The 22,220-nt window shown below is 41.4% G+C and carries 18 protein-coding genes; 9 read left to right on the top strand and 9 right to left on the bottom strand.

From position 1 onward, the window contains the following. Positions 1-2: 2 nt before the first annotated feature. Positions 3-446, bottom strand: coding sequence for a hypothetical protein (locus E3D81_RS00875; protein WP_134776091.1), 444 nt, complete (start codon positions 444-446; stop codon positions 3-5). 135 nt (positions 447-581) lie between these two features. On the opposite strand from E3D81_RS00875, the gene truA reads away from it, so the two are divergent. Next, on the top strand, positions 582-1,334 hold the full coding sequence (gene truA / locus E3D81_RS00870; RefSeq protein ID WP_209023088.1) for a tRNA pseudouridine(38-40) synthase TruA: 753 nt from the start codon (positions 582-584) through the stop codon (positions 1,332-1,334). A gap of 6 nt (positions 1,335-1,340) precedes the next feature. Beyond that, positions 1,341-3,104 (top strand): ABC transporter ATP-binding protein, encoded by a 1,764-nt coding sequence (locus E3D81_RS00865; protein ID WP_134776090.1) that lies wholly within the window; start codon positions 1,341-1,343, stop codon positions 3,102-3,104. A gap of 187 nt (positions 3,105-3,291) precedes the next feature. On the opposite strand, the gene E3D81_RS00860 is transcribed toward E3D81_RS00865, so the two are convergent. Then, complete coding sequence (locus tag E3D81_RS00860) at positions 3,292-5,418, bottom strand: M3 family metallopeptidase (RefSeq protein ID WP_099367063.1); 2,127 nt, start codon at positions 5,416-5,418, stop codon at positions 3,292-3,294. 159 nt (positions 5,419-5,577) lie between these two features. On the opposite strand from E3D81_RS00860, the gene E3D81_RS00855 reads away from it, so the two are divergent. The 5 genes from E3D81_RS00855 to E3D81_RS00835 all read left to right on the top strand — a co-directional run bounded on the left by E3D81_RS00855 (position 5,578) and on the right by E3D81_RS00835 (position 10,797). Continuing rightward, on the top strand, positions 5,578-6,666 hold the full coding sequence (locus E3D81_RS00855) for a DUF4407 domain-containing protein (RefSeq protein WP_099367062.1): 1,089 nt from the start codon (positions 5,578-5,580) through the stop codon (positions 6,664-6,666). A 50-nt stretch (positions 6,667-6,716) separates the two neighbouring features. Beyond that, complete coding sequence (locus tag E3D81_RS00850) at positions 6,717-7,892, top strand: P1 family peptidase (protein ID WP_099367061.1); 1,176 nt, start codon at positions 6,717-6,719, stop codon at positions 7,890-7,892. A gap of 47 nt (positions 7,893-7,939) precedes the next feature. After that, the gene (locus E3D81_RS00845; protein ID WP_134776089.1) at positions 7,940-8,692 is read left to right on the top strand and encodes an aspartate/glutamate racemase family protein; all 753 of its coding nucleotides are present in this window, start codon (positions 7,940-7,942) and stop codon (positions 8,690-8,692) included. 90 nt (positions 8,693-8,782) lie between these two features. Then, positions 8,783-9,289, top strand: a complete 507-nt coding sequence (locus tag E3D81_RS00840) for an ecotin family protein (RefSeq protein ID WP_099367059.1) — start codon at positions 8,783-8,785, stop codon at positions 9,287-9,289. Between the two features lie 95 nt (positions 9,290-9,384). After that, positions 9,385-10,797, top strand: coding sequence for an aldehyde dehydrogenase family protein (locus tag E3D81_RS00835; protein WP_134776088.1), 1,413 nt, complete (start codon positions 9,385-9,387; stop codon positions 10,795-10,797). A gap of 7 nt (positions 10,798-10,804) precedes the next feature. Here E3D81_RS00835 and E3D81_RS00830 read toward each other — a convergent pair whose 3' ends face one another. From E3D81_RS00830 to E3D81_RS00815, 4 genes are all read right to left on the bottom strand, one after another. Continuing rightward, positions 10,805-11,149 (bottom strand): Rieske (2Fe-2S) protein, encoded by a 345-nt coding sequence (locus E3D81_RS00830; protein ID WP_099367057.1) that lies wholly within the window; start codon positions 11,147-11,149, stop codon positions 10,805-10,807. A gap of 337 nt (positions 11,150-11,486) precedes the next feature. Beyond that, positions 11,487-13,292, bottom strand: a complete 1,806-nt coding sequence (typA, locus tag E3D81_RS00825) for a translational GTPase TypA (RefSeq protein ID WP_099367056.1) — start codon at positions 13,290-13,292, stop codon at positions 11,487-11,489. A gap of 170 nt (positions 13,293-13,462) precedes the next feature. Continuing rightward, the gene (gene kbl, locus E3D81_RS00820) at positions 13,463-14,653 is read right to left on the bottom strand and encodes a glycine C-acetyltransferase (RefSeq protein ID WP_134776087.1); all 1,191 of its coding nucleotides are present in this window, start codon (positions 14,651-14,653) and stop codon (positions 13,463-13,465) included. 149 nt (positions 14,654-14,802) lie between these two features. Beyond that, on the bottom strand, positions 14,803-15,216 hold the full coding sequence (locus E3D81_RS00815; RefSeq protein WP_099367054.1) for a DUF2147 domain-containing protein: 414 nt from the start codon (positions 15,214-15,216) through the stop codon (positions 14,803-14,805). 152 nt (positions 15,217-15,368) lie between these two features. On the opposite strand from E3D81_RS00815, the gene E3D81_RS00810 reads away from it, so the two are divergent. Beyond that, on the top strand, positions 15,369-15,716 hold the full coding sequence (locus E3D81_RS00810; protein ID WP_134776086.1) for a phage holin family protein: 348 nt from the start codon (positions 15,369-15,371) through the stop codon (positions 15,714-15,716). A gap of 116 nt (positions 15,717-15,832) precedes the next feature. Here the strand turns inward: E3D81_RS00810 and E3D81_RS00805 are convergent, their stop codons facing one another. From E3D81_RS00805 to E3D81_RS00795, 3 genes are all read right to left on the bottom strand, one after another. Continuing rightward, positions 15,833-17,236 carry a PepSY domain-containing protein gene (locus E3D81_RS00805; RefSeq protein WP_134776085.1) on the bottom strand — a complete coding sequence of 468 codons (1,404 nt, stop codon included), beginning with the start codon at positions 17,234-17,236 and terminating at the stop codon, positions 15,833-15,835. Positions 17,237-17,327: 91 nt separating this feature from the next. Next, entirely contained in the window at positions 17,328-18,680 is a 1,353-nt protein-coding gene (locus E3D81_RS00800) for a hypothetical protein (protein ID WP_134776084.1), read from the bottom strand. Between the two features lie 22 nt (positions 18,681-18,702). Next, positions 18,703-21,126, bottom strand: coding sequence for a TonB-dependent receptor (locus E3D81_RS00795; RefSeq protein ID WP_099367050.1), 2,424 nt, complete (start codon positions 21,124-21,126; stop codon positions 18,703-18,705). 90 nt (positions 21,127-21,216) lie between these two features. Here E3D81_RS00795 and E3D81_RS00790 point away from each other — a divergent pair, with 90 nt between their 5' ends. After that, positions 21,217-22,161 carry an AraC family transcriptional regulator gene (locus E3D81_RS00790; protein WP_099367049.1) on the top strand — a complete coding sequence of 315 codons (945 nt, stop codon included), beginning with the start codon at positions 21,217-21,219 and terminating at the stop codon, positions 22,159-22,161. The last annotated feature ends 59 nt before the right edge of the window (positions 22,162-22,220 follow it).

Below are 22,220 nucleotides of genomic sequence, written 5' to 3'. Positions count from 1 at the left end.
ATTTACAACTTAATTGAAATACTATTGTCTTCCATAGCCTGCACGGATTCATCGGTGATCTTTGGCGATTTCTTCTTGAGCAATTCAAAAAGCTCATCGCTTTCCCCATTGTAGATCACCTGTAGGGTTGAAACAGATGAATTGAACTTCATCTTCACTTCGCCCACTTTTTTGTCGGTCTCCAATCCTGTCGACAGGCTTTTCAGATCCGCCAATTTGATTCCTTGGATCTGGATTTCAAAATTACTTCCTTTAGCTTCCTTCTTACCAATCAGGTTATTGATTTTCCCACCAATACGACCTGCTTTTTCCGAAGAGCTCCCTACTTTGTTGGCTGTATTTTCCGCTTTGTTCAAGGCACGATCAATCTTGTCCAATAACCCTTGTGCTTTTACCATCCCCGACAATCCCATCATCAAGGATAACATTAAAATAATTTTTTTCATTTTTAATTAGTGTGAATTGTGATAGGATAAAATTAAGGGTAAAGATTCGCAGGCGAAATACCCGGATTTCAGTCAAAAAATGTAATGGTTTTCAGTTACAAAACCGAATTTCCGTACCTTTGCCAGGTGGAAAACATGCAGCAGAGATATTTCATCGAGATTTCATACAATGGAACGGCCTATCATGGTTGGCAGATCCAAGAAAATGCCGTTTCTGTTCAGGAGAAGCTCAATGAAGCATTGGCGATCCTTCTTCGTCAGCCTATTGAAACGATAGGTGCCGGCAGGACAGACACTGGCGTACATGCCAAACAATTGTTCGTCCACTTTGACAGCGATGCGGAAACCCTCCAAAAACCAGAACGCTTTGTTCATTCCCTGAATGCACTGCTCCCTTTTGATATTGCCGTAAAACGGTTGATAGCCGTAAATTCGGATGCACATGCACGTTTTGATGCTACGGAAAGAAGCTATGAATATCATATCCATTTTTCTAAGGATCCTTTTCGACATCAGTTTTCCTGGGCATTAAGGGATCAACCGGATGTGGAAAAGATGAATCTGGCCGCAAAAGATCTCCTCGGGAAACAGGATTTTTCCTGTTTCAGCAAGTCGAATACCCAGGTATTCACGAACAACTGCGACATCAAAGAAGCGGTCTGGGTATGGGAAGGCGATCACTTGGTATTCCATATCACCGCCGATCGGTTTCTACGGAATATGGTGCGGGCCATCGTGGGCACCTTGATGGAAATTGGGCTGGGGAAAAAACCGGTATCTTATGTAAAAGAAGTTATAGCCAGTAAAGACCGTTCAAAAGCGGGAACTTCTGTGCCGGCATGTGGTTTATATTTAACAAAAGTTTTGTATCCTTACATTGGAAATTAGTTTAGCTTGGAAAAGGAAAAAATAGCGGGCAACGCATACGATAGTAAGCTTTTAGGACGACTGGCCAAATATATCCGACCTTATAAGGGGATATTTTGGGTTTCGGTGGTATTGACCATCCTCTTGGCAGCGGTAGCTCCCGCATTACCCCTATTGGTGGAATACACCCTGGATCAATATATCCTTTCTGGGAAATCCGAAGGCTTGACCTGGATGTTGATGGTGATGTTTGCCTTACTTTTGGCACAGACCATTATCCGGTATTTCCATACCCTAATGACCAATACACTTGGACAATCGGTGATCCGGGACATCCGGATACAGGTCTTCAACCATATCACGAACCTTCGTTTAAAATATTTTGATAATACACCCATTGGTCGTTTGATCACGAGGACCATTTCTGATTTGGAGACCATTGCGAATATCTTCTCGGAAGGCTTGATACAGATCATTGGCGACCTGTTACAACTCGTGGTGATCTTGGGGGTGATGTTCTACACGGATTGGAGGCTTACCTTGGTCGTGCTGGTTCCTATGCCATTGATGATCGCGGCGACCTACATTTTCAAAGAGGCCATGAAATCGGCTTTTCAAAGTGTGCGTCTATGGGTCTCCAACCTCAACACTTTCTTGCAAGAGCATATCTCCGGGATGAGTGTGATTCAATATTTTGCGCGTGAGGATCAGGAAATGCGGAAATTCAAGGAAATCAATGCGGAACACCGGAATGCGCATATCCGTGCCAACTGGTACTTCTCCATCTTTTTCCCGGTGTTGGAGATTATTGTGGCCATTGCTACCGGTTTATTGGTTTGGTATGGCTCTAAACAGATCCTCGCGGATGTGATTTCGCCTGGGGTGGTAGTCGCTTTTATCATGTACATCAACATGATCTTCAGGCCAATCCGAGAGTTGATCGATAAGTTCAATACGCTTCAGATGGGTATGGTATCGGCAGAACGAATTTTTGATGTGTTGGATACGGATGAATTTACGCCGAATAAAGGAACGTATAAGCCAGCCCATGTTAAGGGAGAAATCACTTTTAAGAATGTTTGGTTTGCTTATAATGAAGAGAAATGGGTCTTAAAGGACCTAAGCTTCCATGTACATGCTGGGGAGACCTTGGCATTGGTTGGAGCGACTGGTGCCGGCAAATCGTCTGTAATCAACATCCTGAGCAGATTCTATGAGATCCAGAAGGGGGAGATCCTGTTGGATGGGGTTGATATTCGGGAATATGAATTGCATTACTTGCGACAGACCATTTCTACAGTGTTGCAGGATGTTTTTCTTTTTTCGGATACGGTATTGAATAATATCAGCCTGCACAATCCGAAGATCAGTTATGAATCTATTGTGGATGCGGCAAAAAAAGTAGGGGCTTATGATTTTATTATGCGTTTGCCCGGGAATTTTGATTATCATGTGCAGGAAAGGGGATCTACGTTATCAGCAGGTCAGGCCCAATTGATCTCTTTTATTAGGGCTTTGGTGCATGATCCGAAGATTTTGATCTTGGATGAAGCGACTTCTTCTATTGATACGGAAACGGAATTGTTGATTCAGCAGGCGATAGAGAACCTGATGGAAGGAAGGACTTCCATTGTGATTGCGCATAGGTTATCGACTATACAGAAAGCGGATAAGATTATTGTGCTGGATAAAGGGGAGATTATGGAGATGGGATCTCATCATGAACTGTTGGAGATGGATGGGCATTATAGGAAGCTTTATGAGCTTCAGTTTAACTCGGCTGGGATTTAGGCTGGGGAAAGGTGTAGGGGGAAAGGTGTTGAAGGAAAGTGAAAGGCATAAAAAACGTCATTGCGAGGATCGAAGCAATCTTTCGATTAGTCCAAAGATTGCTTCGTCGTGCCTCCTCGCAATGACGGTATGGTTTCTCGCAATGACGCAGGCCCCCTCGTCAAGAGGATAAAAATATTACAGAGGATTAATTCAACCCTCTTTTTTTCATTAAATGCACTGGGTCAGGATCCGCTCCGCGGAACTTCCTATACATCTCCGCAGGATTTCCAGTTCCACCGCGCTCCAAGATATTACTTCTGAACGAAGCTGCTGTTGCCTGGTCATACAACCCTTTTTCCTTGAACGCTGCAAAAGCATCCGAATCCAACACTTCCGACCAGATATAGCTATAATACCCTGCAGAATAACCTCCTGAGAAGATATGTTGGAAATAATTACTCTTATAACGAGGGATAATCGCATCGATCAACCCGATCTTCGCCATCGCCGATTTCTCAAAATCATTTGCTTTTCCAGTAATTGCTGAAGTTGCGCTGTGGTAGTTCATATCCAAGATAGAAGCTGCTAAATACTCCACCGTAGCAAAACCTTGGTCGAATGTACCTGCTTTATCCATTTTCTCGATCAATGCATCAGGGATAGCTTCTTTAGTCTGGTAGTGTTTTGCATATGTTTTCAACACTTCTGGATCTCCTGCCCAGTTTTCCATGATCTGTGAAGGTAATTCCACGAAATCACGAGGCACAGAAGTACCTGCTAAGCTTTGGTATTTAACATTGGAGAACAAGCCATGCAAGGCATGTCCGAATTCGTGGAACAATGTAGAAGCCTCGTCGAAGGTCAACAATGCAGGTTGATCACCCACTGGTTTTGTAAAGTTACAAACGATAGAGATCACTGGAGCCACACGCTTGCCATCCTTACGGCTTTGGCTTCTGTAAGAAGTCATCCAAGCTCCTGAACGCTTTGATTCGCGTGGGAAGAAATCGGCGTATAACAATCCTAGGTGAGAACCATCTTTATCACGAACCTCATACACTTCCACCTCTGGGTGGTATACAGGAACATTGTTCAATGCTACGAAAGAAATACCCCATAGTTTATTTGCCGTAGAGAAAGCGCCTTCACGCACATCTGCTAAACTGAAATAAGGTTTGATCTCTTCTTCGTTCAATGCAAAACGTTTTTGACGGATCTTTTCTTGGTAATATCTCCAATCGTATGGCGCTACATTAAAGGTATCTTTAGCCGCTGCAATTTCTTTTTGGATATCTGCTGCCTCTAATTTTGCCTTCGCAATAGCTGGTGTCCATAATTTATTCAATAAGCTGTTCACATTTCCAGGGTTTTCTGCCATGGACTCTTCCAATACATAAGCCGCATGTGAACTATATCCCAATAATTTTGCTTTTTCCAAACGGTAGTTCGCAATCTTGATCAAGATGTCATTATTGTCTGTTTCATTGCCGTTGTTTCCACGGTTCTGCATCGCATCCCAAATCTTCTTGCGCAATTCGCGGTTATCCGCATACTGAAGGAAAGGCATTACAGAAGGATTATGCAGGGTAAACAACCATTTACCTTCTTGATTTTTAGCTTTTGCCTCAGCTGCTGCAGCATCTTTCAATGCCTGCGGCAATCCGGCTAAATCTTCTTCCTTGTCAACCACCATTTGGAAAGCATTGGTCTCTGCCAATAAATTCTGACCGAATTGGGTAGTCAACACAGAAAGCTCCGCATTGATTTTTTTCAGTTTCTCTTTATCGCCATCTGAAAGATTAGCTCCCGAACGAATGAAACCTTTATAGGTTTCTTCCAATAATTTCTGATCCTCAGCATCCAATCCTAAGGACTCTTTTTTATCATAAACCGCTTTCACACGTTTGAAAAGAGTTGGATTTAAGCTGATCTCATCACCATGTGCTGATAAAACCGGTGCCAGATCTTTTGCAATCGCCTGAATGGTATCGTTCGTGTTGGCCGAATTCAAATTAAAGAAAACCGTAGATACGCGGTTCAATAATTGACCGGAGTTCTCCAATGCCACCACGGTATTGGCAAAAGTAGGTTCATCAGAAATTTCCAGGATAGAATCGATCTCTGCATTATGGGCTGCTAAAGCTTGTTCGAATGCAGGTCTGAAATGTTCGTCTTTGATTAAATCGAAAGGAGGAACCTCAAAGTTCGTATCGTATTTCGCTAATAATGGATTGTTCAAATCTACTGTTGTTGTTGTTTTTGTCTCGTTGTTACATCCTACGATCATACTTGCTATGATGGCGCAGAAAGGTAAAAAACTTTTTTTATTCATTACTTTCCAGTTTGTTTCAATTTTTGTGCAAAGGTAAAGATATTTTAAAAAGATACCAATTCAACCATTTTTACAAACAAAGTAGTTTTTTATTATTTTTTCTCAACTTTGCTGTAACAAAGTTGACGTATAGGCGTCTAACTTACAAAGTTTTAAAACATGAAAGAATTCTTTTGTTGGTGTGCAGGAGTTCACGGAGAGACGCTGGACAAATATCCACAGGAGCTGAACAAATATATCAGTATCGGTGCGACCATTTTCTTCACCGGATTATTCGCTGCCTTGGCGGGCGGTTATGCGCTTTATTTCGTATTCAGTGGTAGTTCATTTGCGTTATTTTATGCGATGCTATTTGGTATTATCTGGGGATTGGCGATTTTCAACCTAGACCGATACATCGTTCTTAGTATCGACAAAAGCAGATCCGGGGGGATGCAGTTTCTTCAAGCGCTTCCACGTATCCTATTGGCCATTCTGATCGGTATGGTCATTTCAAGACCCTTAGAGCTGAAGATCTTTGACAAAGAGATCAAGGAATACCTTAGGGCGGAATACCTGGTACAACAAAATGCTAAGATTGATACCCTGAACAAAACCTTCGAAAATAAATATCAGGTAGAATATGGTCAGCTGTCTGCCATAAAAAGCCAAGCGGATTCCATGGAATCCAATATCAAGGCCGCTAGACAACAATTGAACCATGAGATCTTCGGCACCAAGACCGATGAGACTTCAGGCGTGTTGGGATTTGGACCTTATGCTAAAATGAAGGAAGCGGAGCTTAATAAACAACAGACTTACCTGGATAGCCTTCGTGCAAGGATACAGCAAAAAGAAACCATGTTATTGCAACGCAAATCTGCCGAGGGAATCATGGACCAAAAAATTCTTTCTGCGAAATCCTTGGATAGCGCGGTCAATGTAGCTGGTTTTGCTGACCGTAACGCCGCTCTGAGCAACCTGCATAAAAAACCGGATGGAACAGTGAATACCTCTACCGAATATGCGGTTATTTTTATTGCGCTATTGTTCATTTTCTTCGAGTGTTTACCGGTATTCGTGAAGTTGATGAGTGGTAGGGATGCCTACGATAATGCCTTAAAAAACCAGAAGGAGATCGATTATTATGAATCGGACACCGAAGTTAGGGTAGAGAAAACTGCCATCGACAAGATCGATGATTATCGGGTGGATGCTTCCATCAAACGAAGGATGGATAAACTTCAACGAGAATTTGCCGAAGAATAACAAATCTTAAAATTTTTCTTATACTTGCTCATCTACTAAACTTAAGCACGATGAGCAAGCGATTTTCTTTATTAGCGCTGGCAATAATAACCATCCTAACCTCCAGCCAAGCACAGGAAAAAAGAGGCCGGATACGAGATTTCGGTATTCAGATAGGTATTTTACCTACCGGACAGCACAATGCCATAACAGATGTTGCTGGTGTTTCGGTTGGCCATAAAACCTTGATCCAAGGCAGTGATATCCGAACCGGCGTAACAGCCATTATCCCCCATCAAGGAAACATATTTCAGGAAAAGGTTCCGGCAGCCGTTTTTGTAGGCAACGGTTTTGGAAAAATGATGGGCATCTCCCAGATCGAAGAACTGGGGAATATTGAAACGCCTATCCTTTTGACAAGCACCCTAAATGCGCCCAAGATAGCCGATGGGCTTATCGATTATATGTTGAATCTGCGGGGAAATGAAAAGGTAAGATCCGTGAATTCGGTGGTCGGCGAGACCAACGATGGCGGATTGAACGACATCCGAGGTCGGCATGTGCAAGCAAAGGATGTACAGGAAGCCTTGGCTTCTGCACAGTCTGGCCCAGTACAAGAAGGAAATATCGGAGCTGGAACCGGAACGGAGTGTCTAGGCTATAAAGGAGGAATTGGAACTGCGAGTAGAAAACTCCCGGAATCAAGAGGTGGATATACGGTCGGTGTATTGGTACAGACCAATTTTGGTGGGGTCTTGGAAATCAACGGAGCCCCAGTTGGTCGCGAATTGCACAATTTTTACATGCAGGAACCCAAAGAAGCCCATAAGGTAGACGGATCCTGTATGATTGTTATTGCTACGGATGCACCCTTATCGGCACGAAACCTAGAACGATTGGCCAAACGATCCTATATAGCTTTTGGAAATGTTGGGTCTTTCTCTTCCAATGGATCGGGGGATTATTCCATCGCCTTCAGTACCCATCAATCTGTTCGGATACCTCATTCATCCGAACAAATAGAAAGAAATGCCCCCGAAGTGGGAAATGATTACATGTCGCCCCTTTTCATGGCGGTATGGGAGGCTACGGAAGAAGCGATTTTGAACTCCATGTTTATGGCAGAGGACATGAAAGGTATCAATGGTAGGACAGTAAAGGCCATCCCTATCCAGGAAACAGTTAAGATCCTAAAAAAATACAACAGCCTTCATCAGGATAAACTTCCAAGGGCGGTAAAGCAATAAGCTTCATAAAAAAGAAATATTGGCGTTATTTTTGAAAAGATGCTATTATGATTGGAATTGTAGGAGGTGTCGGCCCCTTAGCAGGTGTCGATATCGTTAAAAAAATAATAGAGGAAACAGACGCGAGAAGGGATCAAGATCATCTTCCGGTGTTATTATCCTCACAGTCGAACAGGATTCCTGATCGTACGGCCTATCTGGTAGGCGAAGAGATTACAAATCCTGCCCATGCGATTGCTGAAATTGCTTTTGAATTGGAGAAGGCTGGCGCAACAGTGGTGGCCATTCCTTGTAACACCGCGCATTCGCCGAGGATATTTGAAGTGATCCAAGAGGAACTGCACAGTAAAGGGTCAAACATCAAAGTCCTTCATATGGTGGAGGAAACGGCGAAATTCATCAAAGAACATCATAGTGATATTCAAGTCGGAGTACTTTCTACGATTGGAACAAGAAACACCGGCCTATACAAAAATGTCCTGGAAAACTTTGGACTGACCTGTGTGGAGCCCAATGATGAACTCCAACAAAAGGTGCATCAAGCGATCTACGATCAAACCTATGGGATCAAAGCTTATTCCTCACCGGTGACCAACCGAGCACATGATGTGCTGGTAGCCGCCATCAAGGAACTTAAAGCACAGGGAGCCCAAGTAATCATCCTGGGTTGTACAGAACTTCCATTAGCGCTTAGAGAAAAATCATATTCTGGATTACCCGTGATTGACCCAAATAGAATTTTGGCGAGAACACTGATAAAAGAATTAGATGAAAGTAAATTAATTCCATACAGCGATTAAACCTTTTGGTTCAAGAAGGCTCTTAGCTATAGTTGATGCGTTGTAAAGCAGCAAAAAACAAAAACACATCGACATTTAAAATTAAATAACATGAAAATTAAGTTCCTTCAATTGGTTGCAGTCCTTTTTATCGGACTAGGTTTGAGCAGTAATAGCGCAATGGCACAAGAAACAATCGTAAAAGTAAATACAGACATCTTTCCTGCAGCAGAAAAAGGCTATAAGAAAATGGTCATCGAAGTTCCGCATTCAGCGAATGATAAGAAGAAGAAAATCGAGTTCAGCATTGGTAAGATGATGGAAGTGGATGGATGTAATTCTTTTGGTCTGCAAGGGACTTTAGAGACCAAAGATCTTCAAGGTTGGGGATATAACTATTATGTATTCCAAACGAAGGGAGAGATCATCAGTACACAGATGGCTTGTCCTGGATTACCAAAAAGAAATCTTTTTGTATCCAACCAGCCAACTTTGGTAAACTATAATGGAAAAATGCCCATTGTCATCTATGTTCCGGAAGAATATGATGTACAGTTCAAGATTTTCACAGCTGATGATGAGGTATATCGTGCAGCGGAAGTCATGGATAAAAAATAAAGATTTTACATACCTATGAAAAATCCCAAACCCGGACAGTCTATTTGTTCGGGTTTTTTTGTCTATATTTTCTTTCCTATTAAATTTAAGCACACATGGAGTATCCTAGCCTTTCCGAAATTGATAAGATTTATGCCCTTCAGCAGAAAAACACTGCAGAGATAAAGCAATTGCCCGCCTCCAAAAGGGAGCAGCTTCTGCGTAAGCTATTGACCAAAATAAAGGAAGCGGAAAATGAGATCCAAGCAGCCTTGTATCAGGATTTCCATAAGTCTGCCCTGGAATCTACGATCACCGAAATCCTGGCGGTGGAAATGGAACTTAAACATATCATCAAGAACATCGGAAAATGGACAAAGGATAAATCGGTGGGCTGGTCGGCCATGTTTACCAATGTAAAGGCTTACCTTCATTATGAACCCAAAGGGCATGTATTGATTATCACCCCTTGGAATTATCCCTTTCAGCTACCCTTGGTTCATCTGGCGGCTTGTATCGCCGCTGGGAATACCGCCATCCTTAAATTATCCGAATTTTCCCCGCATACTAACCGCATCGTGAAGAAAATTCTGCAAGAAGTATTTCCGGAGGACCATGTTGCTGTGCTGGAGGGAGAAGTGAAAGAAACCACCCATTTATTAAGTCTTCGTTTTGATCATATCCATTTTACGGGCTCCCCTGCGGTGGGCAAGATCATCATGGAAGCAGCAAGCAAGAACCTGACGGATATTACGTTGGAACTTGGCGGAAAATCGCCTGCTGTTTTGGATAGGAACATCAATGTCCGCAGGGTGGTTCAAAACCTGATCTGGGCAAAGTTTGTAAATGCAGGTCAAACCTGTATTGCACCGGATTATGTGCTGGTACCACGGCAATTGAAAAGTGAAATCGAACAGGTGTTCCGAGAGGAGCTGCGGGAAGCTTTTGGAAGAGATGCCATAAACTCTCCCGATTATGCACGAATCATCAATAAAAAACAATTTGATCGCTTGGTCGAAGCATTAACGGATGCGAAGCATTTAGGCGCGCAGGTTATTTCTGGAGGAGCTACAGATGAAAAGGAGCTTTATATCGAACCGACGGTGATTGGACAGGTGGCCATGACCAACTCCTTGATGACGGAAGAGATCTTCGGCCCGATATTTCCCATCGTGTATTATAGCCAAATCGATGAAGCCATAAAATTCATCAATGATAGAGAAAAACCATTGGCACTTTATGTTTTTTCGAATGATGGTATTTTTAATAAGCATGTGATTCGATATACTAGTGCAGGTTCTACTTGCATCAATGATGCGCTGATTCAGATCATGCACCCAAAGCTTCCATTTGGAGGGGTTAATAACTCTGGTATTGGACAATCTACTGGTTGGTATGGATTTAGGGCTTTTTCGCACGAAAGAGCAGTGGCTGATGCAAAAGGATTCCCATTATCGAAAATGTTCTGGTTTCCATATTCGGAAAGAACGCATAAATTCGTTCAGTGGATCCGAAAGATTTTTGGATAAATGCTAACTATCCAAAAATCTTATCCCAAAGGCTTTTCTTGATGCCTACATAATATTCACCATCTTCCTTTTTAAGCGGATACATGCGGATGTAGTTTCCTTGGTTCTCATTGCCCTTACCCGTTCGGATATCAAACCGATGCCTATGGAAGGGACATATCAACTTTTCACCCTCACACCAGCCTTTGGTAAGATCTGCACCCGCATGCGGGCATCTACTTGAAGTAACCGATAATACACCGTCTTGACGAATCAAACACAGTTTCTTTCCAGCAACATGTAATGCTTTTACATAGTTTCTTGTATCATCTATTTTTACAGGTACTTTATGCCAGGTTATTTCGTCTTCCATTTTATTTGAGGATTTAGTAGTGAGTATTTAGTAGTTAGATTTTTTATATAGTTTGATATTGAAATTGTGGCTGTTCCCTATTTTATTCTGAAACTTTTTATGTCACACTGAAACTCTTTATGTCACGCTGAAACTCTTTATGTCATGCAGAGCGTAGTCGAAGCATCTGTACGATTGTGTAAGCTTACTGATGCTTCGACTGCGCTCTGCATGACAAAGCTATTAGAAAATTACCTTTCTACAGGAAATCATTGCCGATCTCTTACAAAGATTAGTATAAAAAATAAGGGGTTGAAATTTCAACCCCTTATTTTTTATACTGTACTACCGTAAATCCTTATACAAATTTCTTTGCATTGATTTTACGTTCGTTTTCTGTCAAGTAGATCTTACGTAGACGCATGCTTTGAGGAGTTACCTCAATGTATTCATCAGCTTGGATATATTCCATACATTCCTCCAAAGAGAACTTAATAGCTGGTGCGATACGTGTATTATCATCAGAACCTGAAGCACGCATATTGGTCAATTGCTTACCTTTTGTAACATTGATCGTTAAATCGTTGTCACGGATATGCTCACCTAAGATCTGACCTTCATAGATATCCACTCCTGGATCTACGAAGAAACGACCACGGTCTTGTAATTTATCGATGGAATAAGCAGTTGTAGAACCTGTATCCAAAGAGATCAATACACCTGCCAAACGTCCAGGGATAGTACCTTTCCAAGGCTCATATCCTTTTAGACGGTGTGCCATTACAGCCTCACCAGCAGTAGCCGTTAATACGTTGTTACGTAATCCGATGATACCACGAGAAGGGATAGAGAATTCCAAGTGCTGCATATCTCCTTTGGTTTCCATCACCAATAACTCCCCTTTACGTTGAGTTACCAATTCGATAACCTTTCCGGATACATCCGCAGGAACATCAACTACAAGCTCTTCAATAGGCTCATGCTTAGCACCATTAACCTCTTTAACGATTACCTGAGGCTGCCCAACCTGTAACTCATAACCTTCACGACGCATCGTCTCGATCAAAACCGATAAGTGAAGAATACCACGGCCATATACCAACCAAGCATCAGGTGATTCTGTAGGAACTACACGCAATGCTAAATTTTTCTCTAATTCTTTTTGTAAACGATCGTAGATGTGACGAGAAGTAACGAATTTACCCTCTTTACCGAAGAAAGGAGAGTTATTGATGGTAAACAACATGTTCATGGTTGGCTCATCAATGTGCATTACTTCTAATTGTTCTGGATTTTCGAAATCAGCGATGGTATCACCAATCTCAAAACCTTCGATACCTACTACCGCAACGATATCCCCTGCATGAACTTCAGAAACTTTCACACGGCCCAATCCTTCAAATAATTGAAGCTCTTTAACACGTGACTTTACGATCTTGCCATCGCGTTTAACCAAAGATACCGGTTGGTTTTCTTTGATGGAACCACGAACAACACGACCAATAGCGATACGTCCTACGAAAGTGGAATAATCTAAAGAAGTTACTTGCATCTGTAAAGTACCTTCTGATACTTTAGGAGCAGGGATATGTTCAATGATCGCGTCTAATAGGGAAGTGAAGTCGGTTGTTGGTTTAGTCCAATCGGTCGACATCCATCCTTGTTTAGAAGAACCATATAATACTGGGAAGTCTAATTGATCTTCGGTAGCACCTAAGCTGAAGAATAGATCGAATACATTTTCGTATACTTCTTCAGGACGACAGTTTTCTTTGTCTACTTTATTTACTACGACGATAGGTTTGATACCCAATCCTAATGCTTTACCAGTCACGAAACGGGTTTGAGGCATTGGACCTTCAAAGGCATCTACCAATAACACGACACCATCAGCCATTTTCAATACACGCTCAACCTCACCACCGAAATCGGCGTGACCTGGCGTATCAATAATGTTGATCTTAGTGTCTTTATATTTTACAGATACGTTTTTGGATACAATCGTAATACCACGCTCACGCTCCAAATCATTATTGTCAAGGATTAACTCACCCGACTCTTCGTTGTCTCTGAATTGGTTAGTATAGTGTAAAATCTTATCAACCAAGGTCGTTTTACCGTGGTCAACGTGCGCGATAATCGCAATGTTTCTAATATTCTGCATTGAGCAATAATGTGTTATAAAAAATAAGAGGTGCAAAGATATATATTTTGCACCTCAATTTTCAGAAATTTTTGTTAATATTTTATTAGGACAGTATTTATTCTTAATTAATTTTCAATTACTTGCGTATTTTCGAAACGTAAATCATTCTGTCAGGAGCAAATCAAAAACTATTTGATAACCCCGAGCTCCTTACCAACTTTGGTAAATGCTGCGATTGCCTTATCCAAATGTGCTTTTTCATGGCCTGCTGAAATCTGTACTCGGATACGGGCTTTACCCTGTGGAACCACTGGATAATAGAATCCGATCACATAAATACCTTCATCCAACATCTTCGAAGCAAATTCTTGCGCTAGCTTGGCATCATACATCATCACAGGAACGATCGGGTGGAAACCTGGTTTGATATCAAAACCAGCTTCGGTCATCTTTTCGCGGAAATAAGTAGTGTTGCTTTCTAATTTATCGCGCAGTTCTGTCGTTTCGCTCAACATATCCAACACCGCCACGGAAGCACCTGCAATCGCCGGAGCTAAAGTATTCGAGAATAGATATGGACGAGAGCGCTGGCGAAGCATATCAATGATCTCTTTTTTACCGGAAGTAAAACCACCAGAAGCCCCACCTAATGCCTTGCCTAATGTTCCAGTAATGATATCTACACGATCAATTACATTGAACAATTCATGGGTACCGCGACCTGTTTTTCCGATAAATCCAGAACAGTGCGATTCGTCGATCATCACCAATGCTTCGTATTTATCCGCAAGGTCACAGATCTTATCTAGAGGAGCAACCGATCCATCCATGGAGAAAGCACCATCTGTAACAATGATTTTGTGCCTAGCGCCAGAAGCAGCTTGCAATTGTGCTTCTAAATCAGCCAGATCACAGTTTTTGTAACGGAATCGCTGAGCTTTACACAAACGAACCCCATCAATAATGGAGGCATGGTTCAATTCATCAGAAATAATAGCATCCTCTGCAGAAAGCAAAGGCTCAAAAACACCACCATTGGCATCAAATGCCGCTGCATACAAAATGGTGTCTTCGGTTCCTAAAAACTTGGATAACTTCGCTTCCAGTTCTTTATGAACATCTTGAGTACCACAGATAAATCTTACAGAAGACATGCCATATCCATGCGTATCGATACTTGCCTTTGCAGCTTCGATCACTTTGGGATGGGAGGATAGTCCTAGGTAGTTGTTTGCGCAGAAGTTGATCACTTCCTGTCCTGTACTCACTTTGATATCGGCACCTTGAGGAGTAACAATAATGCGTTCCTCTTTATATAAACCAGCTTCTTTAATTGCTGCCAGTTCTTTTTCTAAAGCGGGCTTTAAGGTTTTATACATATTATTTCAATTTGTTAGGCTAAGATAAGTCTTTTTTATCAGTAGCAAGAACGAAAACGATTGCTTCAATTTCAAAAACAACGCCTTTATTACCAATAAAAAAGGGTGAAGATAAATCTCCACCCCCTATTGTCTGTTGTTTACTTATTTTACTTTATCCTTGTCCAAGTCTCTGAGCGACCTAGCATACTGATCCCGATATAACCTCGGATGTCCAATTTGTCGTCTCCCTTAAGGGTCATCTTACAACTGTACGTCTTTCCAGATTTTGGATCATAAATGGTACCATCCACATAGGTTTTGCTTTCTTTTACAAAACCACTCAGGATTTCCAAGCCCTGGATGTTCCTGGATCTCAACTTCGGATCAGGGTTTTTGGCGTCTTTCTTTGCCGAGTCTTTTATCCAGTACAACTTACCATAAAATTTCTCGCCATTTTTTTTATAGATTTCTATCCTTCCTTCTCCACTTGGGTTTTGCCATTTCCCCAAAATTGGATCGCTCTGTGCATATAATGCAACTGTTATAAATAACGCACAAAGTGTCATCAATACCTGTTTCATAACCTTTTTGTTTAAAATTGTAAAGTGAATATACAATAATTTTATATGTTAGCATAATATTATTTTTGTTACCAAAAATTTTCCCTTCTTGTTAAACCCTTTATTGGCATCAATTTTGAACATTTTGTGCAGTCAGACACAACAATTAAGTTATGAGGTTCATTATTAGTCTTTTAGTTACAGGTTTAGTCGTTGCTATAGCGTCTTGGATTATCCCAGGTGTACAGGTTGCAGGGTTTGGTTGGGCGATTTTGACGGGCTTAGTAATCGGTTTCGTAAATGCCATCGTGGGTGGTATATTACGATTATTCACGTTTCCATTAAATTGGTTGACGTTCGGTTTGGTTTCATTTATCATTACAGTATTGATGATCATGTTATCGGATAAGATCATGGGAACAAAATTTGAGGTAGATGGCTTTATGCCTGCCTTATTCTTTGCGATTGCAGTGGCAGTAATTGAGATGATCATTGGGAAATTGACCAATGATAAGAACTAATATTCAGTAAAGAACAATTAAAAAGAAATTGCTGTTAAACACAGCAGGTTATTAAACCATGTAAAAAAGACTTGTAGGTTTGCCTACAAGTCTTTTTTGATTATTTCCCTTTTTGATTATTTCCTTTTTGGTTTTTTCTTCATTTTGTTCAACCAGATCATTACGCCAGTGACCGGTAGTGAAGTAGCGATCAAACACGAGATAAAATAGAGGAGCTTGGTAAATGGTCCATAGATATCCCCAATATGTAAGGCTTTAATAGACGCAGAAGCTCTTTCGTTAAAGGGCTTTTCCCTGAAGATATCCTTTTCCAGAACCTCACCAGTATATTGATTCAAGGTTAGTTTATCACCTGCAGATGGTGCAAAAAATCCTACCCTATTTTTACTGATGGAAACCGTTCCGGTACTATCCTTGGCAAAATTGATCGTAAGGTCGCCATCATAGGTCAATACCTTATTGGCTGCCAAAATCGTTTCCTCGATGGTCATCGGAGCTTTTCCATCAGCTGGAATAATAGATAATAACGGTTTTTTCTCTTCTTTAGGCGCATCTGGGGATTTATAAGTCCCCCATGTTTTCTGCCATCCCGAACGGTACCAGTCAAAAGACCAGAAAGGCCCGGTTACAGCCATTAAAAACAGAATGATGCAACTATAAAAGCCCAGGGTATTATGGAGGTCATGGTTTACTCGCTTCCAATTGGCTGTCCAACGGATCTTCAAACCATTTCTCCAAGAGCGTATTTTGTTCGGGAACCAGATCACCATACCGGTAATTACTCCCAACAGGAATAATAGGGTTGCCGTTCCTGTGATCCAAGAACCTAGCTTCCGGTTTTCGACTCCTTCGATCAAAGGTTCTTCGATTTCATTGAGTAAGAGCCAACGGTGTAAGCCGAACATCTTCTGCATGAACTCTGCTGTTTTTGTTTTTTCGTCTGCAGGATCGCCGATTATTTCTCCTGAGTAGGGGTTAACGGCAAGTTGGTTGGCACGTGGTCCTCTACCGCCACCTCCGCCAGCTGGTGCAGCAGGTTTTTTCTCCCCTTCTTGAGGTTTTGTGGTCTCAGCAGGTTCGGAAGATTGCTTCGTTCCTCGCAATGACGCGGAAGCCTTGCCTTCGGCGGGTTTTCCTTCGCCTGTCCTTGGTTCGGGTTTTCCTTCGCCAGATTTTCCCTCGCCGGATTTTCCTTCGCCATCTTTTTCCTTTTTGCTATAAAGGATGCTGGTGATTGCATCATCTGCAAAAGGGATCTTGATCCCTACCACTTTACCTTTAACTTCCGGTTTAACCTTGGCCATCAGCTCATCAGCATTCCATTTTTCCCCAGCAGGATCTACCTGATGATAGTTCGATTGTGCCCAAGCCCGGATCTCTGTATTATACACATAGATTGTCCCTGTAAGACAAACAATGAAGACAATGATCCCGGAAATCAATCCTCCCCATAGATGGATATCGTTCAGGAATTTTCTGAATTTAATCCAAGTAGATGTTTTTTGTTTTGGTTTACTCATTTTTCTCTTTACTACCACTAGGTGATTAAAACCAAAAATCAGGCGAGCCAACAGCTCACCTGATATGGATTATTTATCTTTTGCTTTACGATTAATAGATACCGATGTAACGGTTTCCTGGTTGATTGATCAATTTAGCTCCAACAGTCATTTCACCAGATTTTCTATTAAAAACATAGATGTTTCCATCTTCACTAACCGGCGTAACAACGATATATACATTGTCCCCTACCAACGCAATATTCTGCATCTGACGGAAATTTAAGGTTGCCTCGTTTGGAATATTATATTTCTTTGCGGTCTTGTTGTTCAAATCAACGCGGGCAATATATCCACCCTCACCTGCAATGTTGTAAATTACGAATCCTATACCATCGCCAACATATTTCCAAGTTTCGATATAGCTATCATTTATACCTAAAGCTTGGTCTAAACTAAATACAAAAGAATTATCGTAATCGTTGGTTGCAGAATTGATCCTCAAGATCTTTGAACCACCAGTGCCTTTTGCTTCTCCAGAAGTTGCTTGATATACATGTCCATCTGTTCCAATATATTGCATCGTAGAACGATAGCCATTAGTATTTGCCCTAGTTTTATCGGTAGTAATCAATTTAGGGTTATCGAATGATGGATAATCTACCACCAATGTTTTTGCAAATGCCTTAGGACTTTTTGTATCTGAAGCAAATTCTGGAAGTCCCTTATCATTAATAGTGAAAGAATTGACATTATGTTTAGAAATGGCAGCACCTATATATGCCTTGTTCCCACTTTTATTAACGATAGGTACATCTATTCGTGATATGTAATATCCCGCTGCAACTTCATCCGGCGATAAAGCCAAATCAAATGTAGCTGTCTTTGTAATTCTTGGATTGTTAAGGTCTAAGGAAATGATATCCGTTTTTGTTGTTCTTTCTTTAAAAACAAAATTTGGAGACGTTCCTGTAGTAACCACTGGGTTTGCGGTTCCACGAACAGCAATCCCTACACCAGGTGCTGCAACTAACCATCTTGGAGCATCACTCACATAATTTTTTGTGTGCACCTCAGCACCATCAGCTTGAAACCTATTTCTTCCTTTAACAATATATTTATTGAAAACACCACCGTCATCTCCTGTATATTGAATGTTATAAAGGTACTTTCCATCCGCAGAAGCCTGAAGTCTAGCCGTACGAGATGACTTAACGCTTGTTCCTTCATCAAAAACCTTCACACTGTAATTTGGATTGATGGCATCCGGTTCGCTGATACTAAACACCTTAGTTCCTCCATCCCCATCTCCAGCTGTAGTCTTCATCAAAGCTCCTGAAACGGTGATCCAACGATCAACATTTTCATCCGGATCCAATACAACATTATCTTTCTGACAACTGCTGAACGTAAGGGAAGTAGCGGCTATACCCAATAGGGCAAATTTTATAAGATTAGTTTTCATCGTAATAATTATATGGTAATACTTAAATTTTATTAATGGAATAATTCAGTTTTAGGTAGAATCCCCTGCCTGGTTTCTGCACCCCAAAATTGTCATAAACCTCTGCATTGAACATGTTCTTCACATCTAAACTGGCAATGATCTTTTTGGAAGGGAACACATAGCTCAGCCCAAGATTCTGGGATACCTGTGTCGGTGTCACGAACCAATCCGAATCAAACCAAACGGTGCTGAATGGTGCTACATAACCAACTGTATAGAACAAGTTCAACTTGGAATTCTTTTGAATCAGGTTATCCAGGTGATAATGCACATTCCCATTCATCGTAAAGAAAGGCTCATTAGGAATCTGTGTATTGTAATAAGGCAATTGTTTACCCGAATTCGGGTCAAACTGCACTTTGTATAAGGAATTGAATTTGGAGAAATTGAAACCTACGGTCAGGTTGTTCTTGTAGTTATAGAACAGCTCACCCTCAAAACCTACGGATTGCGATTTTCCTAAATTCACAAATTTGGTCACTTCGATCTCCTGGTTGTTCATCAACTCATTGGCCTCCGGCATGATCCTATCCTTCACATTTCTCCAGAAAACATTGGTCGCTAAGGAAACTTTATGGTCGTCGAAATCGAATGTTCCCAATCGGAAACCTGCATTGTAGTTATCGCTGATTTCTGGTCGGATATTAGGATTGGACAATACATTATCTTCTGGGCTTCCAAAGGTCTCCGAATCGACCGGCATACGGACAGCGCGTTCTGCAGATGCCAATAGGATGATATTCGGTTTTATGCGGTAAGAACCTGCCAGCCCATAACCCGAGTTGGTCCGGTTATCCTTCATCGTATTTTCTTGAAAGGTAGTTTCGCCATTGTTCACCGTAGCGGTATAGGAAGTGCTACCAATAGATTGCTGGTATAACTTATAGAAAAGGTTAGTGATCAATTTATTGTTGATCGTTTGGGCTTCATAATTGAAGGATACCACATTTTTTGCCAGATCATTTTTGCGGTTCAATCCCACATTGGCAACTGGATATAAACGATCCGAATCTTTCCGATCTACGGTATAGAATACGTGGTTCACCGAAAGCCTATGGCCCGAAACAACATCATAACTCAGATTTGAACGGATGTTTGCCACTTGACGTTTGATGTCGTTCAAGGTTGGACTACCCTGTTGTGCTCCCGAAGAATGCTTGATGGGATTGCCGTTCAGATCTAAACGAATCTGACCATCCCAATTGAATTCATAAGGAACGGTATCTTGAATGGAAGTATTTCTAAAGCTATATACTGCATTTACCGAAAGACCAAGACCAGGCGTTAGTAGATCTTTTTTAACATAGTTCAAGCTCAACACATTGGCGTTCGCATTCGAAGTCCTTCCATAATAAGGTGTTCCCATGGTCTGTCCATGTTGGATCTCCTTGTAGGAATCCGACACATTATAACCCAAGAAGAACGTATCTGCCCATTTAACATCGGTAAATCCAAATTCGAACCTTCCAGAAATGGATCTGTACCCGTCAAAAAATCTTTTCGTACGGTAATACCTTTGTACTACCCCGTCTGGCTGAATATATTTGGAAAACTTGCCCCAGATTTCATAATCGTTATCCGAATTCAGGAAGCTTCCAGAAACTCGTGTTGTAAAACCTGTTTTGGCATGTCTATATAAAGCACTGATATCCGATTGGGTCGTATTGAAGGAACCATAAGAAACAGATGCCGATAAATTATTACTGTTAGTACCTTTTTTGAGCACGATATTGATGGCTCCGCCCAAAAGATCTCCGGTTAAGTGTGCCGGAAGAACCCCTTTGTAAACTTCGATCCGCTCAATCATGGATGGCGGAATATTGTTCAGATTGAAGGAAGATCCATACGTAGAGATCTCAATTCCATCGATAAAGATACCCACCGATCGGCCGGTCATCCCATTCAGGTTATATTGTACCTCCGATCCCAAGCCACCACTCTGACGAACCCTTACCCCTACTGTTTTGTCCAATAATTCATTGGTCTGTATGTTACGGACAGCCGCTTCCTTCGTCTCGATCACATTCACCGCGAAACCTTTGGTTTCAATCTCCCTTTTTACAGTGTTTCTCACCACTCGGATTTCATCAAGACTGATTTCCCCTTTTGGGTCGATGTGGATATGCAGATCGTATTTTGGCTTCTCTACCTTTAGGCTAACTCTTTTGTCTTTTACTTCGATGGAGGTCACCAAAATAGTTTGGTTTCCATAAGGCACCTGTTCCAAAAGGTATTCCCCTTTTTCATTAGAGACGGTTCCGATCGTTGTTCCATCCACTTTTACACTCGCATTGGCTACCGGTTTTCCATCCAGCAGATGAACAATACCTTTAATGTTGGACGTCTGTCCCATCAAGGAACCGGTAATCATTAAAAAGAGAGCAGCGATGTAAAAATGTTTCATTATATCCGATTAATATCTTAGATTTGAACACTCTTTAGAACAAGTCTAAATAAATATCGCTGCAAATGTAGAATTATTCTAAATAGCAAAATGACGCAATCGGAAAAAAAAGCTTCACAATCGGAAATTATCGCACAGGGAAATCCATTTTCAGACAAAAGTTTGTCTGAATTAGGGACTTTCATGTATTTTACCGTGCTGAAGGGGCGACAACGATTCGCTTTTATTTCTCCGATCGAAGGATATCTTAACCTGTTGGTGCATGACCATTCCGCCAATTGCACGTATTCCATTCAAGCTGAAAATTACCTATTACAAGCCGGTGAGAACATCCTAAAGCATGTGAACAAGGGCGATCATTTGGAATTCAAGAGCCTAAGCCCCGATAATATGGTCCTGATGATGTTGGTGCCCTGTGACAAATTACCGGCCTTCCATACCAAATACTTGGAGAACAGAGATCGATTTGAAAAAGGGTTATTGACCAAAGCTGATTCCAGGATCGAACTATCCCTGCAGCAGATTTTTGAACTCTATCAGGAAGATTCCTACCTCAATCAGTTAAAGATCCAAAGTCTATTGCTAGAGATCATCATCCATCAGGTCGAAGGACTTTACGCAGAAAATGAATCCAAGGAACTTATTGTAAATAAAAGCCATTTTGAGAAGATCCAACAGGTCAAAAAGATGATCGATGAGGACCTTTCCAAAAACCATAGTATTGCCGAATTGGCAAAAGCTGTTGGCACCAATGAACAGTATCTTAAAAAATACTTTAAGCAGCATTATGGAAAAACGGTGATGAACTACATTACGGAAGCGAAGATGGAACATGCCAAAAAACTTATCCTAATGGGTAAATATCGGGTTTCGGATGTAGCTCGGATGACCGGATACAAGCATTCCACCCACTTTACCACTGCTTTTAAAAAGTATTTTGGGATCATTCCTAACTCCTTGAAATACACCTTCCTTGTTGCCCATGAAGGCGTTCATGTCCTTCCTGAGATTGCAAGCTTTTTGCATATCCTGTAATCCAGTCGGCGAAATGTATAGTTAAAGATTGTTAAATGCACTGGTTCACGCGGTTAGCT

Origin of the sequence: Sphingobacterium sp. CZ-2, from assembly GCF_004526235.1 — a bacterium.
Lineage (GTDB): Bacteria > Bacteroidota > Bacteroidia > Sphingobacteriales > Sphingobacteriaceae > Sphingobacterium > Sphingobacterium tenebrionis.
Note: the sequence above shows the minus strand (reverse complement) of the source record. Positions and strands in the feature narration are given on the sequence as shown.